Genomic DNA, 17,005 nt, shown 5'->3' with positions numbered 1-17,005 from the left:
GGCCGGTCCGCAGGATGTTGGCGCTCTTGCCCGAGTTGCGGTCCTGTGGGTCGATATCGACGACCAGGCCCCGGTAGGCACCCTCATAGATCGTCTCAGTGCACAGGTGCCATGTCGGCCGACGACGGTATCGGCGCCGCAGCCAGCGGCTGATCTGGGCAGGAGACCACTTCTTCGCCAGCATCTTCGCCATAGCCGTCCGAAGCCCCTCATCGGTGGCCAACCGGCGCGTCTTCGGCCGGCGACGGCGCTGATAGGACTGGGCATGGGCATACCAGGGCTGGTAGGTCCCGTCCGGTTTCTGATTTCTAGCGATCTCGCGATACACACTCTGGAAGGTCTTGCCGATTCGCTCGGCAATGTCCTTCACCGGCTCCCCAGCGGCGAGTCCGTCTGCGATCTCGATGCGGTCGTCTTGGGTCAAGTAGCGAGAACTTATCGGTCTGTCGATGAAACGCACGCTGCCAGCGTCGATGAACCACAACGACCCACAGCTAAGCGACACGCCCACCGCCTTGGCCGCCTCCGAGCCGGACATTCCGGTACGGATCAATTCGAAATATCGGCGCTTGACACCCGGCGGCATCTTGTTCGGCGCATAGCGAGGCATTGCAATCCCATCCGTCCAGGATTCGCAACGATCACTAGGAACTGCCCGGTGTATCCGATCCTGTATATCGAGGCGATCCGCGTCAAAATCCGCGACGGCCGCGTCGTGGCCACTAAGGCCGCCCACGTCGTGATCGGCGTCGACGTCGAGGGAATCAAGCAGGTCCTGGGCATCTGGATCCAGCAGACCGAAGGCGCCAAATTCTGGCACGGGGTGCTCACCGAACTGCGCAACCGGGGATGCCGCGAGGCTCTATGCGACGACGTACATACCGACTACCAGCGCCAAAAAAAAGGCACAGTAACCTCCGAAAAGGGCGCGCAAGACAATCGGAGCCCGCCTTATCTCCATGAAATACAGCCCGACAAGTCGAACCTTGACGAAAGCAATACAGAGAACAAATATGGACGCGACTGACCGCCAATGTATTCCATGATCAGTTCCCACATACCAGGATACGCCGGTAATGAGGGCCAGCAACCCCCAAATCAAAGTAATCCTGCTGCGCAAAAGATGGGTCAAGGTTGGTTCGTTTGGTTCGGACGCTTCTAGGTCAGCGATAGGCACAAGCAACCTACTTCACCAGATATAGGAGTGGGAATAACACGATCCATAGCAGATCAACCATGTGCCAGTAGACAGCACACGACTCGGCGAACCTTAATTCTGATGTCGAGAAGTCCTTAGAAGTACGCGTCTTGTATATCAAGTAACCTAACAACCCCATGCCGACGATCAGATGATAAAAGTGGTAGCCCGTTAGAGTGAAGAACCACATAAAGAAACTATTGGTCGTAACGACAAGATTGTTATCTACCTTATCGTGATATTCAAGGATTTTCAAAATAGAGAAGACGAACCCACACAATAACGCCGCGGCGAATAATTTAGACGCGATCGCCAGGCAGCCACGCCTAAGTGCTCGGATCGCGTTGACAACGAATAATGAACTACATACTAGCAAGATGGTATTGACGAATGCATAATTAGCAACAAGGAAGTGTTGCGAAGCGTCGAATACTGCCGGCTCGTTGCTCCGAGCGTAGAGATAGGCCCCAAAGAGGATTCCGAAAACGGACATCTCGCCAAGCACCAGGATCCAAATTCCTTTTTCGCCCGGAAGGTGCTGATTATCACGGCGAGGATCCGCAGGGGCTTGAACAAGCCATCCGTTCTTCAACAAGTCGGTCACGGTTGCCTCTGGAAGCTTACGTATATATTCAGTCTGAGACCTTCTCTCAATCCTCTGACCTCTTTAATGCTGTTAGCGTCGGCGACTGGGTGACACGAAGTCGCCGGACCCCTGAATACCTGGATCGGGTTCGGAGCGGAGCGCACCGGACTGCTCGTCATTCTTGATCGCTTTCAAAGTCATTACTGCCATTGTCAGGTACCAGGCTGTAAACACTATAAGTGGTAACCAGAAACACGCGATTCCGTTCCAGGCGAATGGCCCGGTCTTGAAAAAAATCATGGACGTGGACGGCATAAGGATGAGGCCATTCCAAACGCTGAGGTACCCCACCCAACGTGGATAGATCGGTGGTTGATTGTGATCTTTGAAGACCGCGACGCCGATCAAAATAATCCATATCGCGAAGGGAGGTGTAGTATATATGAATACAAACCACACCCAGTCATTTATCGTGCGAGTGATTTCAGGATCGAGTGATTCTGATCGAAATGCTGCTACTCCCCAGGTTAGAGCAATCAGTTCTAAAATCACTGTGTTGACCCCAACCAAGGCGATGGAAGCATAAGTGATGACCGGAAGGCCGGACTCCATTCGCCTGATTTGTACGCTTACCGCTGCTCCGAATGTGGCCCAAAAACAGAATGCGATCATCATAGCGATACAGGCCGCGCGGATGGCAATGGAATTAGCGATAAATAGCTTGGTGATATCCGCTGCGCTGGTTGCGGGCGAAGGCGGCGGCAGGAGATGACTAGGCAGCAATGACGCGAACAGTATGACAATGAAAGCTGGACCCGACCATGTAAGCCACCGCATGAGGCGAAAGTCAGTTAGTTGCGAATGCATAGGCTCCCCTGAGGATCGATGGCGTATGAAGCCATCGATTGGCGCAGATGACAACTAGGCTCTTCTCTCTGTGGCCGAGGCTTGTCGAATTCGGCCGCTGCGGGCAGTATCCGGGCGTTCATATAGTATCATCTTAAATTACACCTGCAAGGGAGGTTCTTGAATAAGCGCGCACGCGGTCAACCGGGACGATCCACCTGCGCGGCCTGGTCGCCCCCGCAGGTGGAGCCCCCGTCGTAAGCAGTGTTGGCCGATCCGCTCACGGTGGCGTTTGGTTCCCGAACGGCCGGATTGGTTGCGAAGCACTTTGTCACGCACTCACACGAGAACTCAGGCGGCGCGGTGGCGGTCAAAGCATTGCCCGTCAACGATCGGCGTGGCGCTACGAAGCAATACCCCTACGCTGCTCAATCAACATGGCAACATGAGCGTTTCCCAATTGCGGCGGCCGGGCACTCCTCCGTCAAGCATGGCCTTGGCTGGCTTCGTCCGCACGAGTCAGCCCGGCGGCCAGGATCAACTCCTCGTGCAGTTCGAACCACACGGTGTGATAGGAGTCGATCATGGGGCGTGTCAGCCACGAGGTGTCGCCGCCATCGACATTTCTCAGCGCCGCATTCAACTTTTGAGCGTATCTGTTTAGCCGGGGCAGGTGCCCGCCTGCCTGGTTGACGATGTCACATACCTGGCTGTGGATGCCGTCGAGGCGGCGGAGAACCCTGGCATCGTAGGCGTTGTCAGTGTGTGTGTTGGGTTCGCCGTCTTTGAGCTGCCAGTCAGCGATCAGGGACTTGAAATCCTGGTTCACCGAGCGGAACTCGTCATAGATCGTCCGAAGCTGTGAGACCTCGATACGGGTCCGCTCCTCAGCTAGCAGGTGGTTCAGCCGGGCGCGTCCGTCGGGTGATAGCCGCAGCGTGCTATCGGACACCAGCAGCCCGTCCGCGGCCAGCGCATCGACTAGGCCTTCAATATCGCTGGGATCCTGACCGAGGGTAGCGGCGAGGTCTGGCAAACTCGCTCGGCCCTTCAGTCGAAGGGCCTGCAGGACCTCCAATTCAGTCATGATGACGAACCGTTTGGGTCGCTGAGCCGTAATGCAGTCAGCATGGTCAGCAGTGGTGTGGGGGAGACGACGTCGGCGTGGCCGTCACTGATGGCCCTTTTGACAGCGTCGGCGGAATTGTCCTGCAGTTCCGGGTAATTGCCAGTGGCGTGAGCACGCAATGGGCTGACCCGACATGCGATGTCAGCTAGCATCGCCAGGTCGGGGGAGTTTTTTTGTGACCATGTTTCCAGCCGCAGGATGCCTTCGCGCACTTCGCCTTCGGTGCCGTCGACGGTGACCAGTCTGCCGGCTAGGGCTGCCGTGGCCCCAGCGCCGCAACCCACCACGGTTGGTCGGCCGATCTCCCGGCTGATAACCGCGGCGTGACTGGTGGCTCCGCCGACCTCGGTGACTATTCCGCTGGCGGCCAACATGGCTTGAACGTCATCGGGGCTGGTGTAACTGCGCACCAGGATGACGTCCTCGCCGGATGCGGCGGCGTCGAGAGCTTCATTAACGTCCGCATAGGCTCTGCCGGAGGCTACGCCAGGACAGGCGGGCAACCCGTTGGCCAATAATGGTGCGCCCAGCCGGGTTTCCGGCTGTAATGACGGTCGTAGCAATGACGCTATCTGCTCGGGTGTGACACGCCGCAGCGTCTCGGCGTCATCGATGAGGCCTTCACTGCGCATCTGCAGTGCCAGCCGGACCGCCGCCTGCGCGGACCGCTTGGCCACCCGTGTTTGAAGCAACCACAAGCGGCCGTCTTCGACCGTGAACTCGATGTCCTGCACGTCACCGTCCAGTCGCTCCAGCGTCCGGGCTGCGTCGATGAGTTGTTGGTAGACGGCAGGTTGCTCGTCGCGAAGTGCGATCACGGATGCGCCGTCGACGGTGCCTGCCACCAGGTCCTCGCCTTGGCCACCACGCAACCATTCTCCGAAGTGCTCGTTTGTGCCAGTGATCGGATTTCGGGAGAACAAAACCCCGGTACCAGACTCGGGCCCGTGGTTGCCGAATACCATCGCCTGTACCATGACTGCCGTACCCGCTATGTCGCCGAGTCGATGATGCTTACGGTAGGTCACGGCGCGCTCACTGTGCCACGACCCGAACACTGCCTCGATCGCTGCACGCAACTGCGCGTAAGGATCCGTGGGTACCCCACCGTCGATGTCATTGAGCACGATGCGCCGGTACATGGACGTGAAACGCGCTCGGGTTTCATGCGCAAACTGCGGCCCTCCGACGTCTTTTAGCGCTGCTTCTACAGCGTCATCGATGCCTAGGTTCAACACGGTATCCAGCATGCCTGGCATCGACACTGCGCCGCCGCTACGCACGCTGACCAATAGCGGAGATGGCCCCGTGCCGAAGGTTCGTGATGTGCGGCGCTCCAGCCACTGCATCCGCCCCAGTACCTCGTCCCAGATATCGGTGAGCGCGTGGTCGGGGTCAGCGAAGTATCGTCGGCACACCTCGGTGGTGATGCAGAAGGCCGGCGGCACCGGTAATCCATTCCGGCACATGGCATTGATCGCGTAGCCCTTATTGCCGATTACCTCTCGCGGCAGCCGACTGGATCCGTCGAGCACTACGCTCGCCGGCGCAGCCGTGCCAGCTTGTTCCGACGAACAGCTGGACGACACCCGATTATCGCCGCGGCTGGCGTATGGCCAGTTGGTGTTGATCAGTACCCTCCTCGTCCGGCGTCACGACTCAAATAATCTCAAGTTGTAAAATAGCAACTCAGAGAAATATCGGCAAGAATGCAGCGCGCCCGTCGCCGGCAATCACCAACCAAGTACGCCGACCGCTACTGGAGCTGGGGTAATGAAACGGTGATTTTCTTGTTGACGAAGATTGACGCCTGCCTCGATCCGGCGTCAGGAGCCGCGGCGGTGGGACGATCGGTGCGCATCGGTTTCCGCTCACAAGGGGTACAGAAGAAGCTGTCGCGGCGAGCAGTAACCCGAACAACGCGCTAGGTCGCGGTTCTATGGTCGGGTGCCCTGCTGATCACGGACGCTCGCGGGCAGGCGCGGGTCGGTGGGCGTGATATGCAGCGACCCGCGCCCGGGGACTGGGACCGCGCCGCTGGGGCACGCATAGTCAGTTCCGGTGCCGCACACCAGGGATCGCAGATAGGACGGCATAGGTGGGAATGTGTCAGCCTTCACCGAGACGATCTGCAACGGAAGGTTGTATCCGACGATCACCCAGAAATGCAGGAAGCCAATCACCGCACACAGGCTGATGAGTGCCTTTGTGTGTCGGGGCACCCGCAAGTTGTCGACCCCCTTCTCCACGAACGACCGGCCTCTATCGTCTTTGAAGTACCGTACGGCGGTGATCCCAAACATCAGGCTGATGACCAGCAGTGATTCGGGCAGCGGGAATCGATAGAAGTGCCCCGACCAGAGCGTCACCGATGCGGGCGCACCCGGCCAGCACATCACCTGCGTGCGCAGGAAGACGCTCTCCAGCAAGAGGTCGGCGACAACCACGATTCCAGCCAGCACCACGAACAGGCGCAGCGTGCTCCAATTCGGGCGCCGCGCACGCAACTTGCGCAGGAACGCACACATGAGGACAGCCCCCCCAAAGCACCACCAGATCCATGCGCCGGCCACCCACACGGGTTCAACGAAATTACCCGGCGCGCCGGGGTATTCCCAACCGGGGATGAACCGCACCCACGAGCCGTAGTTCCACGCGTAGTTGTTGTAGGCAAAGCTGTAGTTGAGGTAGTTGGCCGTCGGATCCCAGAACCATGCCAGGGTCAGCGCAATAATCATCATGCCGTCGAGATTTAGGCGGCGCTCCCTGAGGACCGGGCGGACCAGGTAAATGACCGTGATCACCGCGGCACCGAGCAGGCTGGCGACCTCCACGATCCGCAATATCACCAAGTAAGGCGTCGAAATCGGGTCCGGCCCATGAGAAGTGGGTACGAAGTCATTCGATGTGATCCACCTCGCCCACCCGGTCAAGACCACTACCAAGCACAAAACGCCCATAGTCGCCCACAGAAGCACCGGCGACGAACTCGTTGGACGCGGACCCTCTTGCGTTCGCTGGCTAGTTGGGCTGGTCACCGCCGTCATCGCGTCACTCTCCTTGCTGGCCTCTCGCGCCATGTCCGACACGTCCGCGGCCGGTGAAACTATTTAATACAAACTTGTACATTATGAGATAATGAGCCGCAACAATCTCGATCGCAAGGTGCCAATTTGCGGATCCGCCTGGATCAGTCGCCAGCGACCACGCCGAACGAGCAGCGGTCATGGGATACATACGCCGCAGATGGGCTCTACATCGAAGTACTTTGGCTAAACGGCTGCGCGGGGGCATAGGTGTTGACCAGCTCCTCCAGACCGACGGCGAGCGTCGGGTCGTCGGTCAGTGGGCGGGTCACCGCAGAGGTGATCGCGCGGCGCATCGGGATGCCCGCGGCGATGAGGTGTCCCGCCGCCACCAGCGCGCGCGTCGACGCGACCTCGCGCAGCGTGGACGCCTCCAATCTGCGGATGGCCTGGCCAACCTGTACCAGCACGTCGACTGCCTCGGCCTCGAGCCCGGTCTCCACCGCGATTACCTTGCGTTCCACATCGGGGGGCGGGAACCCGAGCTCAATGGCGACCATCCGTTGGCGCGTGGAGTCTTTCAGATCCTTCAGGACGCTTTGGTAACCAGGGTTATAGGAGACCACCAGGCAAAAGCCCTCGGTGGCGTCCAGCGAGACACCGAGGCGGTCGATATGCAGGGTGCGCCGATGGTCACCGAGGGGATGCAGCACCACCGTGGTGTCTTGGCGGGCCTCAACGACTTCATCGAGGTAGCAGATGCCGCCCTCTTTGACCGCACTGGTGAGCGGTCCGTCCATCCACACCGTTTCCCCGCCGCGCAGCAGGTGCCGCCCGACTAGGTCGGCGGCGGTCAGATCCTCGTGGCAGGCCACGGTGAACAGTGGTCGACCCAGGCGGTGTGCCATGGCTTCGACGAATCGGGTCTTGCCGCACCCGGTTGGCCCCTTGAGCATGATCGCCAGTCGGCGCTCGAAGGCTGCGGCGAAGATATGTTCCTCATCGCCGACCGACATATAGAACGGACTAGTCACGCAACCACCTCCGGGTGCTCATGGATAATTCTGCTACCACCGCGCGCCGCACGTCGCCGCCCGGTCACTTTCAGGGCCTCCACGATTAGGTATGACATCGCCGGGGCCAGCACATCGATATCGTCGGCGGTGGCGTGCGCGGCAGGCCCGAAGACCCGATCAAGGGTGCCGCTGTCGGTGTTCGACGCCAGATTGATGCACACACAACCGATTCCACGGGCGCGGGCTTCGGCCACCGCCCGGCAGGCATCGGCTTCGGCATAAGAACCCTCATAGCCGGCGTCATACGCGAAGCCGTCGCTGATGATGATCAACAGCCGATGGAGCATGGCGCGATCGGTGGCTACCAGCGTGGCAGCGTGGCGGATCGCGGCACCCAAGCGGGTGAAACCGTCCGGCTGCACCGCGTCGAGCCGCGCCAGCTGCAGACTTTCGAAAGGCTCGTCGAAGCCCTTGATCCGGGTGAAGATCACCTCCCGGCCGCGCGACCGGAACGCATATCCGCTGACCCGGTCGCCCAGGATGGACAGCGTGTCAATCAGCGCGGCGGCGGCGTCTTGCTGGCGGCGATGCAACTGGTCGCCGGCCGGGTCGACCTCGTTGGCCGAGCCCGAGGCGTCGAGCAGAACAAGTACCCCAAGCTCGCGGCGCCGACGCAGATTGTCGACGTAGACGGCCTCCGGTGGTGTATTACCAACGACCATGGCCACTCGCGCATCGATGACGGAGTCGATATCGAAGTCTTGGCCGCCGAATTGGCGGCGCTGGCGTCGCAGCCCTAAACCCAGGGGCGCCAGCATCCGCCGTAAGGTATCGTGGCGAGCCGAGCGTTGCGTTGAGGAAAGTTCCTGCGGCCTGGCGACGTCCTCTATCACACGACACCAGGCGGGCCGGTAGCAGCGTCGGTGCCCATCCCATTCGGGGTAGAGGTTGACTCGCGGCCCATCGAGGGCCGGAGCGGCCTCGTCGGCATCGCCGGGCATCGCCACAGTCACGCCGCCACGGGTGAGCCGGCCGAGCGTGCGAGTCCAGGAGCCGGGCTCGCCACCCGCACTCGGATCGCTGGATGCCGCGGTCATCCCAAGTTGTTTGCGGAGCGCCCGCGCGATCGGGTTGTCGCCGAGGAAATTAGACATCTTCGACGCCAACGACCGCTCCGAATCTTCGTCCGCTGCCTCCTCGTCCTCGGCACGAAGGTCCACGACGGGCTGCGGGGTCGCGGCCGCCAGCGAAACGTTTGCGCGGCCGATCAGCCGGGCGGGCTTGACAACCCCGAACCAATCGGGGGGCGCGGCCACCCGGGCCCGCGATCGGGCGACGCGCATCGCGGCCGACGGCGAATCCAGGGCTGCAGCGGCGCCGTCGAGATCCACACCGTCACTTGCCCAAGCGGGCCGCAGATCACCCAGAGCCTCTAAAGCGCGGCGGCCCTCTAGCGACAGGTAGCGACGCGACAGCTGGGCGCGGCCGATGAGTGCGCGGATGACGTCGGGCCTCAGGCTGCCGGCGGCGATCAGCGCGGCTTGCGCGACAATTTGGCGGGCTGTGTCTGCGTTGGGGCAAGCGTAAATCGTGCGCCCGTCGGTCCAGGCTGGCCCACTGGTGCACGCGATGGTCATCGGGCGCCCGGCGATGGCGGCCCCCAGCAGACCGAAACGTGCCGTCAAGCCGGCGTCGTCAATCCCGTTGCCGTGCAACGCCACCCCTTTCCGGTCTGAAGCGGTTCGTTCCGGGCCGTAGTATTTGGCCCTGGCCCGTGAACCGGGTTTTTACTATTAGCCGCCGCTGTGGGCGCAATGCTTCTATATCATATAATATGAACCGAATATAATGCTGTCTGCAGTCTTACTCGGTATTCCGCGATGAATATCGTCGCTCACGGCGACCTGGATTGCCGCGTGCAATTCGGTCCCCGCGCAAATCGCGTGTTTGTATCTCAGTTAGCGGCAGGCTTCACACCCTTCTTAGTGACCACGACGTCTCCGTAGACGCGGGCCTGACAGGCAAGACGAACCTGCTCCCCGCGCGGGCGCCCAGTTGCGCCGTCCAGTGTTTCCTGCTCATCGTCGTCCTTCGGCCCGAGCTGAACCTCGCCGGATACGACCTCCATTCGGCAAACCGCACAGGCGGCCTCGCCTCCGCATAGCGTCGGCCACCGGTAGCCAAGGCGGAGAGCGGCCGCCATGACGGTCTCGCCCTCTTTCGCGTCCAACTCGATGCCGCTCGGCTCAACGCGCACGATCGGCACGCACGTCCCCCTTCGCTTCTTAGGATCCAGCCGCAGTCTTCAGACGCCTTTGCGCAAGGCGCGACCGCGCTACACGCCGCGCCTCAGGCAGCGGGTAGAAGGTCCAGTCTTCACCCTGTGCCAACTGCCCGTCGTAGAGCCACTGCGTGCCACCGAATACCGATAATTGGTCGGGGTAGCCGTTGAAGTCCAGCCAGTTGACCAACCGGCCCTCCGCATGCAAATCACGCCCGAGTGCATCACTGGCATCTATCACTACCGCGGTGGGTCGCCCAAGCGAGTCGCGGTCGATGATGCTGCGAGTCCCGTTCACCAGGTCTGCGACCGTCTCGTCTCGGTAGAGGTAGCCGCCAATGATCAGGTCGCTGTAGCCCTCGGAGCCCTCGAGTTCGGGATGAAAGCCCACGGCGTGCCATGCCGATCCGTCATCGGCGGCCGCCCAAGAGTAGTTGCCGCCCGGCATCAAGCCCAAGCGGCGCGGCCCCCATGACCGGTCGTGCAGGGACCAGCAATCGATCTCGAAGGTCGATCCGTCCATGCGCACGCTGCCTGTAATCCGGCCGTGCTGCTCATAGTGCCCATTGCCCGTTTGCTGCATCTGATCGGCCACCGACATCCCATGGGGTTCGATGGCCGCGGTCCACCGCAGGTCCAATTCGAAGCCGTTCCGGTCGTAGGACATGGCGTACCGCATAAGCGCTTCCTCCGCCCGGAGCGTCATCGAGCTCTCGAGCTCGAATGTTGTCGCCTCCGCGCCAGCGGGAAGAGCCTGCAGCCAGTTCCAGTCGTAATAGATGCAGTCCCAACTCATACTGCCGCTCGAATCCCACATCGCAGGACCGCCGCAGGAAAGGCCGATGTTGGGCCGGTGGAAGCAGTAGACGAAGCCGTTGATCTCACGCTCAGGCACGCAGAACGAGAAGTACATCGACTCGTTCCACAGGGGGTCGGCGCTATTGGGCGCCGCCGGATCACGGTGATGAAACAAGTCGTCGGCAGGTGTAAAGGTCACGTCGTACTGTCCTTTCCGGCGCGGGTGGGCGTTACGGGATCGGCGACGGCCAATCGAGTGACCTTGCCCGCAAGCGCATCGACCCGCACCTGGTCACCAGTGCTGAATATGCGCGTGCCAACACGGGTATTAATCACGCATGGCACGCCCAACTCGCGAGCCACAATTGCGCCGTGGGATAGCACTCCGCCGACGTCGATTACCAAGGCGCCGGCGACAAGGAATAACGAAGCCCAACCGGGATCGGTAAACGGACAAACAACGATCTCGCCAGGCTCAAGGTCGTCACTCTCGCCGGGGGAAAGGATGACGCGCACGCGGCCTTCAACGATTCCCGGGCTCACTGCGAGGCCCTCGACCTCCGATACCGCTGCGCACATATCCTGCTCACGCAGCATCGGGGTCGGGTTGCCCTGCCAGGCCTCGGGCAGTTCAACACCAAGGCACCTTTGGTAGCTCTCCCGGCGCTCGACCGCCAATTCGCCGGCGTTGACCGGCATATCTTGAAAGAGCTCCTCCGCGGTCAAGAAAAAAGCGTCATCTGCACTGCGGAGGCGGCCCTGCGCAGCCAGCTCGGTGCCTGCAGCCCGAGCCGCCGCGCGAGCCCCGTCCACCGCCCGCAAAAAAGCTGCGCGCCCGAGCTCGCGCAATGGCACAAAGTGGCGCGCCGCGCGCAACAGCAGGACTGCGGCGGGACGCCGCGCGCGGCCGAGACTGGCGAGCAGCAACTCCTCGGCCTCGGCGGCCTGTCGCCGAGCGCGTGCCTCGACCTCGTCGGGGTCGCGGTCAGATCCCATGTCCCGGTAGGTCGCCAGCAGGCTGGTTAATGGTGCAGCGTCCTCACGCCACGACCGGGAAAGTAGCTCGCCCTCGTTGGGCCCGTGGTAGCCATAGGTCGTGCGGAACGCGTCTAACTCCTTCTGACCGCGCGACACTTGCCACAAATCACGCAGGACGCCCGTCTCGCTCATGTCGCCATGCCCACCTAGCAGCCGGGTCTCCAGCTGCGGATGACCCGCGGATTCTGCCAGGTCAGCGAGCCGTAGAGCAACGCCCGACCCCAACATGGTCCCGCCGACATGCGGGCGCATGATCCTCGTGAACAAGTCCCTCGCCTCGTCGAAGACTTGCCCGGGATTCGACGACGCGTTGAGCCCATCCAGCCCGCAGTGCCTCGACCACCACGCGTCGGCCTCCGCGTGCAGCACGCGCAGCCGACGGGCTGTGGTGATCGCCGCCTTGGGAGCCTTAACCGTGATCGCACCGTAGCGGCTGCGGTCGGGCCTCGACGCAACCCGCTTGCGAGAGCTCCCGAAAAGTTGCTTTTCAAAGCTGTCACCGGATTGGCCGGGGGTGCGGTCTGCAATCGACCTGAAGCGATCAACGTTGACAGCGCACTGGCCGTAGAACAACCCGATGAACCTCTCGTCGGGGATGTCGGGGAAGCAGATCTCAGATGGGCGCAGGATGCCCAGGTCGCAAAAGGCACCGCGGGTCCCCAGTTCTGCCACTCTGCGATATAGCGACCACGTGAGCGGCGTGACCGTTCCCGGCAATGCCTCGGCGGCGTTGACGGTGGTCCAGAAGGTCGTTGGCCTACTTCGGGTATTCAAAAAATCATCGACTGCGGGCACCTGCCGATCGGGCTGATCGCTGGTCATGGGCGACCCGAGATGCCGAGGAAGTCATCGAGTGCCCGATGGAAGTTGGCGACCGTCGTCTCTTTGTATCCGCAAATGGCATGACGGAATCCGCGAGAGCGAATACCTGCTTGGACGTTCGGAAGGTTCACGAGGTCCTGGGTGATCAGTTTGTCCCAGTCGTGCTCGCGCCAGTCCGGGTAGTACTCGCGTTTGACCTCCCTGGCGGACGCCTCGCTTGGTGCCCAGTCCAAGCTCCAAACATCGGTAACGCAGGAATTCGGGTCCTCCCCGTTTGGGCGGAATCGAAAGATAAACGCGTTGGAGCCGTTGACCGCCAGGCTGAAATTCGGGAACAGGCTCCAGATCGAACCGATCAGGACCTCATCGTCCGTGAATTGTGACAGGTCCAGGCCGGCTTTGGCCGCCAGCTTGCGACGCACTCCGGCCAGGAAGGGTCCGAGCGGCGCGTCCTCGGGCATAGTCACAACCTCTTGCAATGCCTCGGTCAGGGTGTCGGCGTCGGCGCCCGTGAGCAGATCGACATCAGCCATGCTCTCCATCAGCGCCGCTAGGACCTCCGAGCGGTCAAGTTCGCCGACGCGTGGGTCGGGCCGCATAGCGGCACCGCGGTTGGGAATGTTCACCCCGTGCGGCCCATGAAGCTCGTGCCGCCACGTCGTAAAATCGGTGAAGCGCAAGGTTTGAGGATGGATAGCTTGGGTGTGGTAAATCTCGTTGAACGCATCGAAGGTCGCCTTCCAGTTTGCTTCGATGATCGTCGTGCGATATCGGGAAAACCGGTGTTCGTCGAGTCGATATTCATCCAACACATCGGCCGCGGAACCCAGGAAATCCCGCAGCGGACGTGCCTCGGGATCCATGTTGATGAAGACGAAGCCGCCCCAGCTGTCAACTCGCACTTCGGCGAGGGACAAAGCTTCGGGGTCGACGTGCTGAGTGCAGAAGTCGGAGCTTTCAGTAACCGACTTGATCGTGCCGTCGAGGTTCCAGGTCCAAAAGTGGTAGGGGCACTGGATACTCTTCATTGTCCCGCAGCCTTGCTTGAGTTGGGTGCCTCTGTGCTGGCATGCGTTGAAGTAACCCTTGATCGACTTGTCGCTCGTACGCACGATCAGCACCGATTCTTCTAAGATCGTGTACTCCACGTAGTCACCGACCGTAGGAATCTCCTCTTCTCGGCAGGCGACCTGCCACACCCGCGGCCACAGCCGTTCGCGTTCGAGTTCGAGAAACTCCCGGCTGCGGTAGCGGTCGCCATCAATCAGGCGGTCAGCCGGCGGGAACTCCGGCATGCCCACTGTGCGCTCATCGGTCAAAACTTGGTCGCTCAACACCTCAGGACTCCTCGGCTAGTCGCATGAACTCGACGCCATCGTGCATCATCATTCAATAATATACAAGTTTGTATCATTGTGCCGCAGTTGCGATTTCGAGTTTGGATCGCGGAACACGACAGGCCGAACCGGCGCGGAGACATGACTACATCGCGTAGCCCGAACGGTGATGCTGACGGGCGCCGTGCGCAAGCTCCTCGAATGGTGTGCGGATGTCGGCTGTGCATTCCCTTCGTCGTTAGTGATCTGGCTGGACTCAGCGTCCAACCGCAGTGACCAGTCAATCAGAGTATTAGGATGCAGACAAGTGGTCCAACGTAAGGTGCGAGGTGCTCATGAGCGTTCAGGCGGCAGCGCCGCAGTCGGGCCGCGAAGCGGCACGTCGACAGTTGGAGGCCAAACTCCTTCCCGCCGTGGAAGACCTGCTGCGGGAACGTTCGATACACGAAATCGGCCTCGACGAGCTGCTTAGTCGGGCTGGCGTCGCGAAGTCGACTTTTTACTATCACTTCCGTCACAAGGTGGATTTGTTGATCCGATTGGCGGGACGAGTCGCCGACGACGTCTTGACGGGAAATGGCTGGTGGGCAGCGTTCCCGACATCGCGATCTGAACTTGGTGCGCGGATCGCCGTCACGTTCGAGGCGTACCGCCGGCATGCGCTACTGATCAGCGCTCTGTTAGATGCCAGTCCGTCTGATGCGGAGTTGCGCGCGACCGTCGAGGGGACCTTTGAGACTGCGTCTCGTGAAGTGGCTGCGCATATCGCCAGTGGCCAAAAGCGCGGCAAAGTGCGAACCGACGTCCGCGCCGACGCGGCGGCGACCTGGATCATGTCGATGATGGTGTGGGGCCTGCCAAGGATGGTGGACCCCGGCGCGGAATCCGACGATGTCGCAGTCGCCGCCGAGTCGCTGGCCGTAATTATCTGGCAGGCCCTGTATTCCGGTGTCACTAAGCCTGCGGGCAAGAAATCTGCCTCGTGAGGTTTCCAGCGCGCGAACGCCGCTTCCGGTAACTCGAATGGGGTTCGGTGTCGACCAACAACCGCCGCCCAATCCCTTAGCAACAACCTGTCGTCAGACCTGTTCCTTCGCGTCGACTGGACGAGAGCGTTGGACATTGAGTCCAACCGCGGTGTACAGTATGCCGATGGTCGACGAGGACGATCACGGACCCAGCGGTCACGAGGAGCCCGTCGCTGGCAACCCTGACCATCTGACGAGAGCATGAGCGGATGAATTTGCGCGTACCGACCTGCATCCGAACGCACGCCTCGTCTAGTCGATAGTCGGTCGCTGTCCGGCCCTTATCACCAAAGGAGACCCGATGTCAGACACGATTTCCCTCACGAACGCGTTGCCCGACCGCGACGATCGGCTACGTGGCCTAACTGCGCCCAAAATCAAAGCGTCGGCAAAGAATTGGGCCTTCGTCGGGGGAGCGCTCTACATCTTCCAGATATGGGTCTTGGTCAAGTGGGTAATCGGCCCATACTTTAAGACTGTTCCGTCCGGACAAGTCCCCGAAGCGATGAAGATCGCCTACTGGGCACTGGTGGTTGTTTCATGGGTGACGGCCGTGCTCATCACGTGGTTCTGGGTCGTCCGGCCGCGACGACGCACCGGCACCTACACGCCCGAAGGCATGCTGGTCATCTGGTGCTTCGTGTCCGGCTGGTTCTGGGATCCGTTCAGCAACTTCATGCAACAGATGTATGTCTGGAGTTCCGTCGGTCCGAACCGGGGCTCGTGGATCGCCGAGATTCCCGGCTTTCACGGCATCGGCGTGGGCCACCCAGGCGCCATGATGGCCTACCCGCTGATGTTGATTGCTCCGCTGTACGGGCTGGGCGCGTCTGTTCTCGCCATCATCGCGCTGATCTCTATGAGATGGACGCAGCGTCGGTTCCCCAACCTAGGCGGCTTCGGACTCGTGATGGTCGGCACGTTAGTTGGGGGCTTTGTCGACACGGTGTTTGAGATCGGTTTCCTTCGCTCCGGCTTGTACGCGTACGTGAGCGGGATTCGTTCCGTCACGCTGTGGCCCGACCACTACTACCGCTTCCCACTGTACGAATTCGTCTTCGCCGGTATCTGGTGCTCCGGCTATGCCGCGCTGATGTTCTTCAAGAATGACAGGGGCGAGACGTTGGTCGAGCGTGGGCTAAGCCGCTTGACGATCGGACGCGGTAACGCAACTGTGGTGCGCTACTTGGCGTTTGCCGCCGGCTTCACCGGCTTGTTCTTTCTCACCTACTTCATCCCATGTTGGATCGTCACCCAATACGATGGCGCGTGGCCCCGCGACATCCAGCAGCGCCCGTATCTCACTAACTACATTTGCGGGCCGGGCACCGATCAGACGTGCTCAAGCGACACGTTGCCGCTGCCCCATCGCGGCCCGATCGTCCATTTTGATCCCAACGGAAAGTTGATAGTGCCGCCCGGGGTTCCGCAACCCGGCGCGGAGTCAGCGACAACGGCCGGGGCCAGGTGAGAAGCGCCGGACTTGTCCGGGCGGTCACTTTTGGCGCGAACGCGAAGTTCTTCGTGGCGCCAAAGACGTTGGATTGTCTATTGATTGACGATCCATCCCTTGCGTGGGTGCCGAGGACATACTGAAACCGTCTGTGTCCATTGCGAAGTCGGCGAGGACCTAAATGCGGCGCCCGGTTCGGTCCTTCTCGCCTTATCTACGCGGAAGGGAATGCCATCGTGTGCATTTTCTCTCATCGGCCAATACGGAATTCGAGTTCCGCCATCGACCGTCGGGGGTATCTGCTGATCGACTCCGCGGCACGCTGCTACCGACGCGGGTCGCGCGAGAAGGCTGGCAACGAGGTAGGGCGAGGGTGAGGAGGCCAAAGGTGTTGCGTGCGTTTAGGAGGGGGTGGATGCCGCTGCTGATCGTGGTCGTGGTTGTGTT

15 protein-coding genes and 1 pseudogene are annotated in these 17,005 nt (G+C 61.1%); 3 read left to right on the top strand and 13 right to left on the bottom strand.

From position 1 onward, the window contains the following. Positions 1-424 (bottom strand): helix-turn-helix domain-containing protein (locus BST14_RS24900; protein WP_245845705.1); only part of this gene is annotated, 424 nt, incomplete at its 3' end. A gap of 231 nt (positions 425-655) precedes the next feature. Here BST14_RS24900 and BST14_RS24895 point away from each other — a divergent pair. Continuing rightward, positions 656-871: pseudogene (locus BST14_RS24895) on the top strand (transposase); the annotation flags it as partial. Here BST14_RS24895 and BST14_RS24890 read toward each other — a convergent pair. From BST14_RS24890 to BST14_RS24840, 12 genes are all read right to left on the bottom strand, one after another. Then, entirely contained in the window at positions 863-1,057 is a 195-nt protein-coding gene (locus BST14_RS24890) for a cytochrome C oxidase subunit IV family protein (protein WP_245845706.1), read from the bottom strand. The pseudogene BST14_RS24895 and the gene BST14_RS24890 overlap by 9 nt on opposite strands. A 127-nt stretch (positions 1,058-1,184) precedes the next feature. After that, positions 1,185-1,802: a cytochrome c oxidase subunit 3 gene (locus BST14_RS24885; RefSeq protein ID WP_245845703.1), complete on the bottom strand. Its 618-nt coding sequence runs from the start codon at positions 1,800-1,802 to the stop codon at positions 1,185-1,187. Positions 1,803-1,874: 72 nt separating this feature from the next. After that, positions 1,875-2,567, bottom strand: a complete 693-nt coding sequence (locus tag BST14_RS29765) for a hypothetical protein (protein ID WP_158085924.1) — start codon at positions 2,565-2,567, stop codon at positions 1,875-1,877. Positions 2,568-3,114: 547 nt separating this feature from the next. Further along, a complete protein-coding gene (locus BST14_RS24880) occupies positions 3,115-3,717 on the bottom strand; it encodes a winged helix DNA-binding protein (RefSeq protein ID WP_083066989.1) in 603 nt (200 codons plus the stop codon). After that, positions 3,714-5,294 (bottom strand): pyruvate, phosphate dikinase, encoded by a 1,581-nt coding sequence (locus tag BST14_RS24875; protein WP_245845700.1) that lies wholly within the window; start codon positions 5,292-5,294, stop codon positions 3,714-3,716. The genes BST14_RS24880 and BST14_RS24875 overlap by 4 nt, the downstream gene beginning before the upstream one ends. Positions 5,295-5,696: 402 nt before the next feature. After that, positions 5,697-6,593 carry a spirocyclase AveC family protein gene (locus BST14_RS24870; protein ID WP_158085923.1) on the bottom strand — a complete coding sequence of 299 codons (897 nt, stop codon included), beginning with the start codon at positions 6,591-6,593 and terminating at the stop codon, positions 5,697-5,699. Between the two features lie 419 nt (positions 6,594-7,012). Next, on the bottom strand, positions 7,013-7,801 hold the full coding sequence (locus BST14_RS24865; RefSeq protein WP_083066986.1) for a CbbQ/NirQ/NorQ/GpvN family protein: 789 nt from the start codon (positions 7,799-7,801) through the stop codon (positions 7,013-7,015). 14 nt (positions 7,802-7,815) lie between these two features. After that, a complete protein-coding gene (locus tag BST14_RS24860; RefSeq protein ID WP_142279582.1) occupies positions 7,816-9,486 on the bottom strand; it encodes a nitric oxide reductase activation protein NorD in 1,671 nt (556 codons plus the stop codon). Positions 9,487-9,755: 269 nt separating this feature from the next. Beyond that, positions 9,756-10,067 carry a 2Fe-2S iron-sulfur cluster-binding protein gene (locus tag BST14_RS24855; protein WP_245845697.1) on the bottom strand — a complete coding sequence of 104 codons (312 nt, stop codon included), beginning with the start codon at positions 10,065-10,067 and terminating at the stop codon, positions 9,756-9,758. A 19-nt stretch (positions 10,068-10,086) separates the two neighbouring features. Further along, positions 10,087-11,079 (bottom strand): DUF7064 domain-containing protein, encoded by a 993-nt coding sequence (locus BST14_RS24850; protein ID WP_083066984.1) that lies wholly within the window; start codon positions 11,077-11,079, stop codon positions 10,087-10,089. Beyond that, positions 11,076-12,740 (bottom strand): PEP-utilizing enzyme, encoded by a 1,665-nt coding sequence (locus BST14_RS24845; protein ID WP_083066983.1) that lies wholly within the window; start codon positions 12,738-12,740, stop codon positions 11,076-11,078. Before BST14_RS24845 ends, BST14_RS24850 begins: the two co-directional genes overlap by 4 nt. Continuing rightward, on the bottom strand, positions 12,737-14,077 hold the full coding sequence (locus tag BST14_RS24840) for an aromatic ring-hydroxylating oxygenase subunit alpha (protein ID WP_142279580.1): 1,341 nt from the start codon (positions 14,075-14,077) through the stop codon (positions 12,737-12,739). The genes BST14_RS24845 and BST14_RS24840 overlap by 4 nt, the downstream gene beginning before the upstream one ends. Before the next feature lie 335 nt (positions 14,078-14,412). Here BST14_RS24840 and BST14_RS24835 point away from each other — a divergent pair, with 335 nt between their 5' ends. Together BST14_RS24835 and BST14_RS24830 are read left to right on the top strand one after the other, a co-directional pair. Next, positions 14,413-15,063 carry a TetR/AcrR family transcriptional regulator gene (locus BST14_RS24835; protein ID WP_142279579.1) on the top strand — a complete coding sequence of 217 codons (651 nt, stop codon included), beginning with the start codon at positions 14,413-14,415 and terminating at the stop codon, positions 15,061-15,063. A 343-nt stretch (positions 15,064-15,406) separates the two neighbouring features. Continuing rightward, positions 15,407-16,576 (top strand): spirocyclase AveC family protein, encoded by a 1,170-nt coding sequence (locus BST14_RS24830; protein ID WP_083066980.1) that lies wholly within the window; start codon positions 15,407-15,409, stop codon positions 16,574-16,576. Positions 16,577-17,005 lie beyond the last annotated feature (429 nt).

Source organism: Mycobacterium arosiense ATCC BAA-1401 = DSM 45069 (assembly GCF_002086125.1).
Classification (GTDB): domain Bacteria; phylum Actinomycetota; class Actinomycetes; order Mycobacteriales; family Mycobacteriaceae; genus Mycobacterium; species Mycobacterium arosiense.
This window is presented reverse-complemented; position numbering and strand designations above follow the sequence as displayed.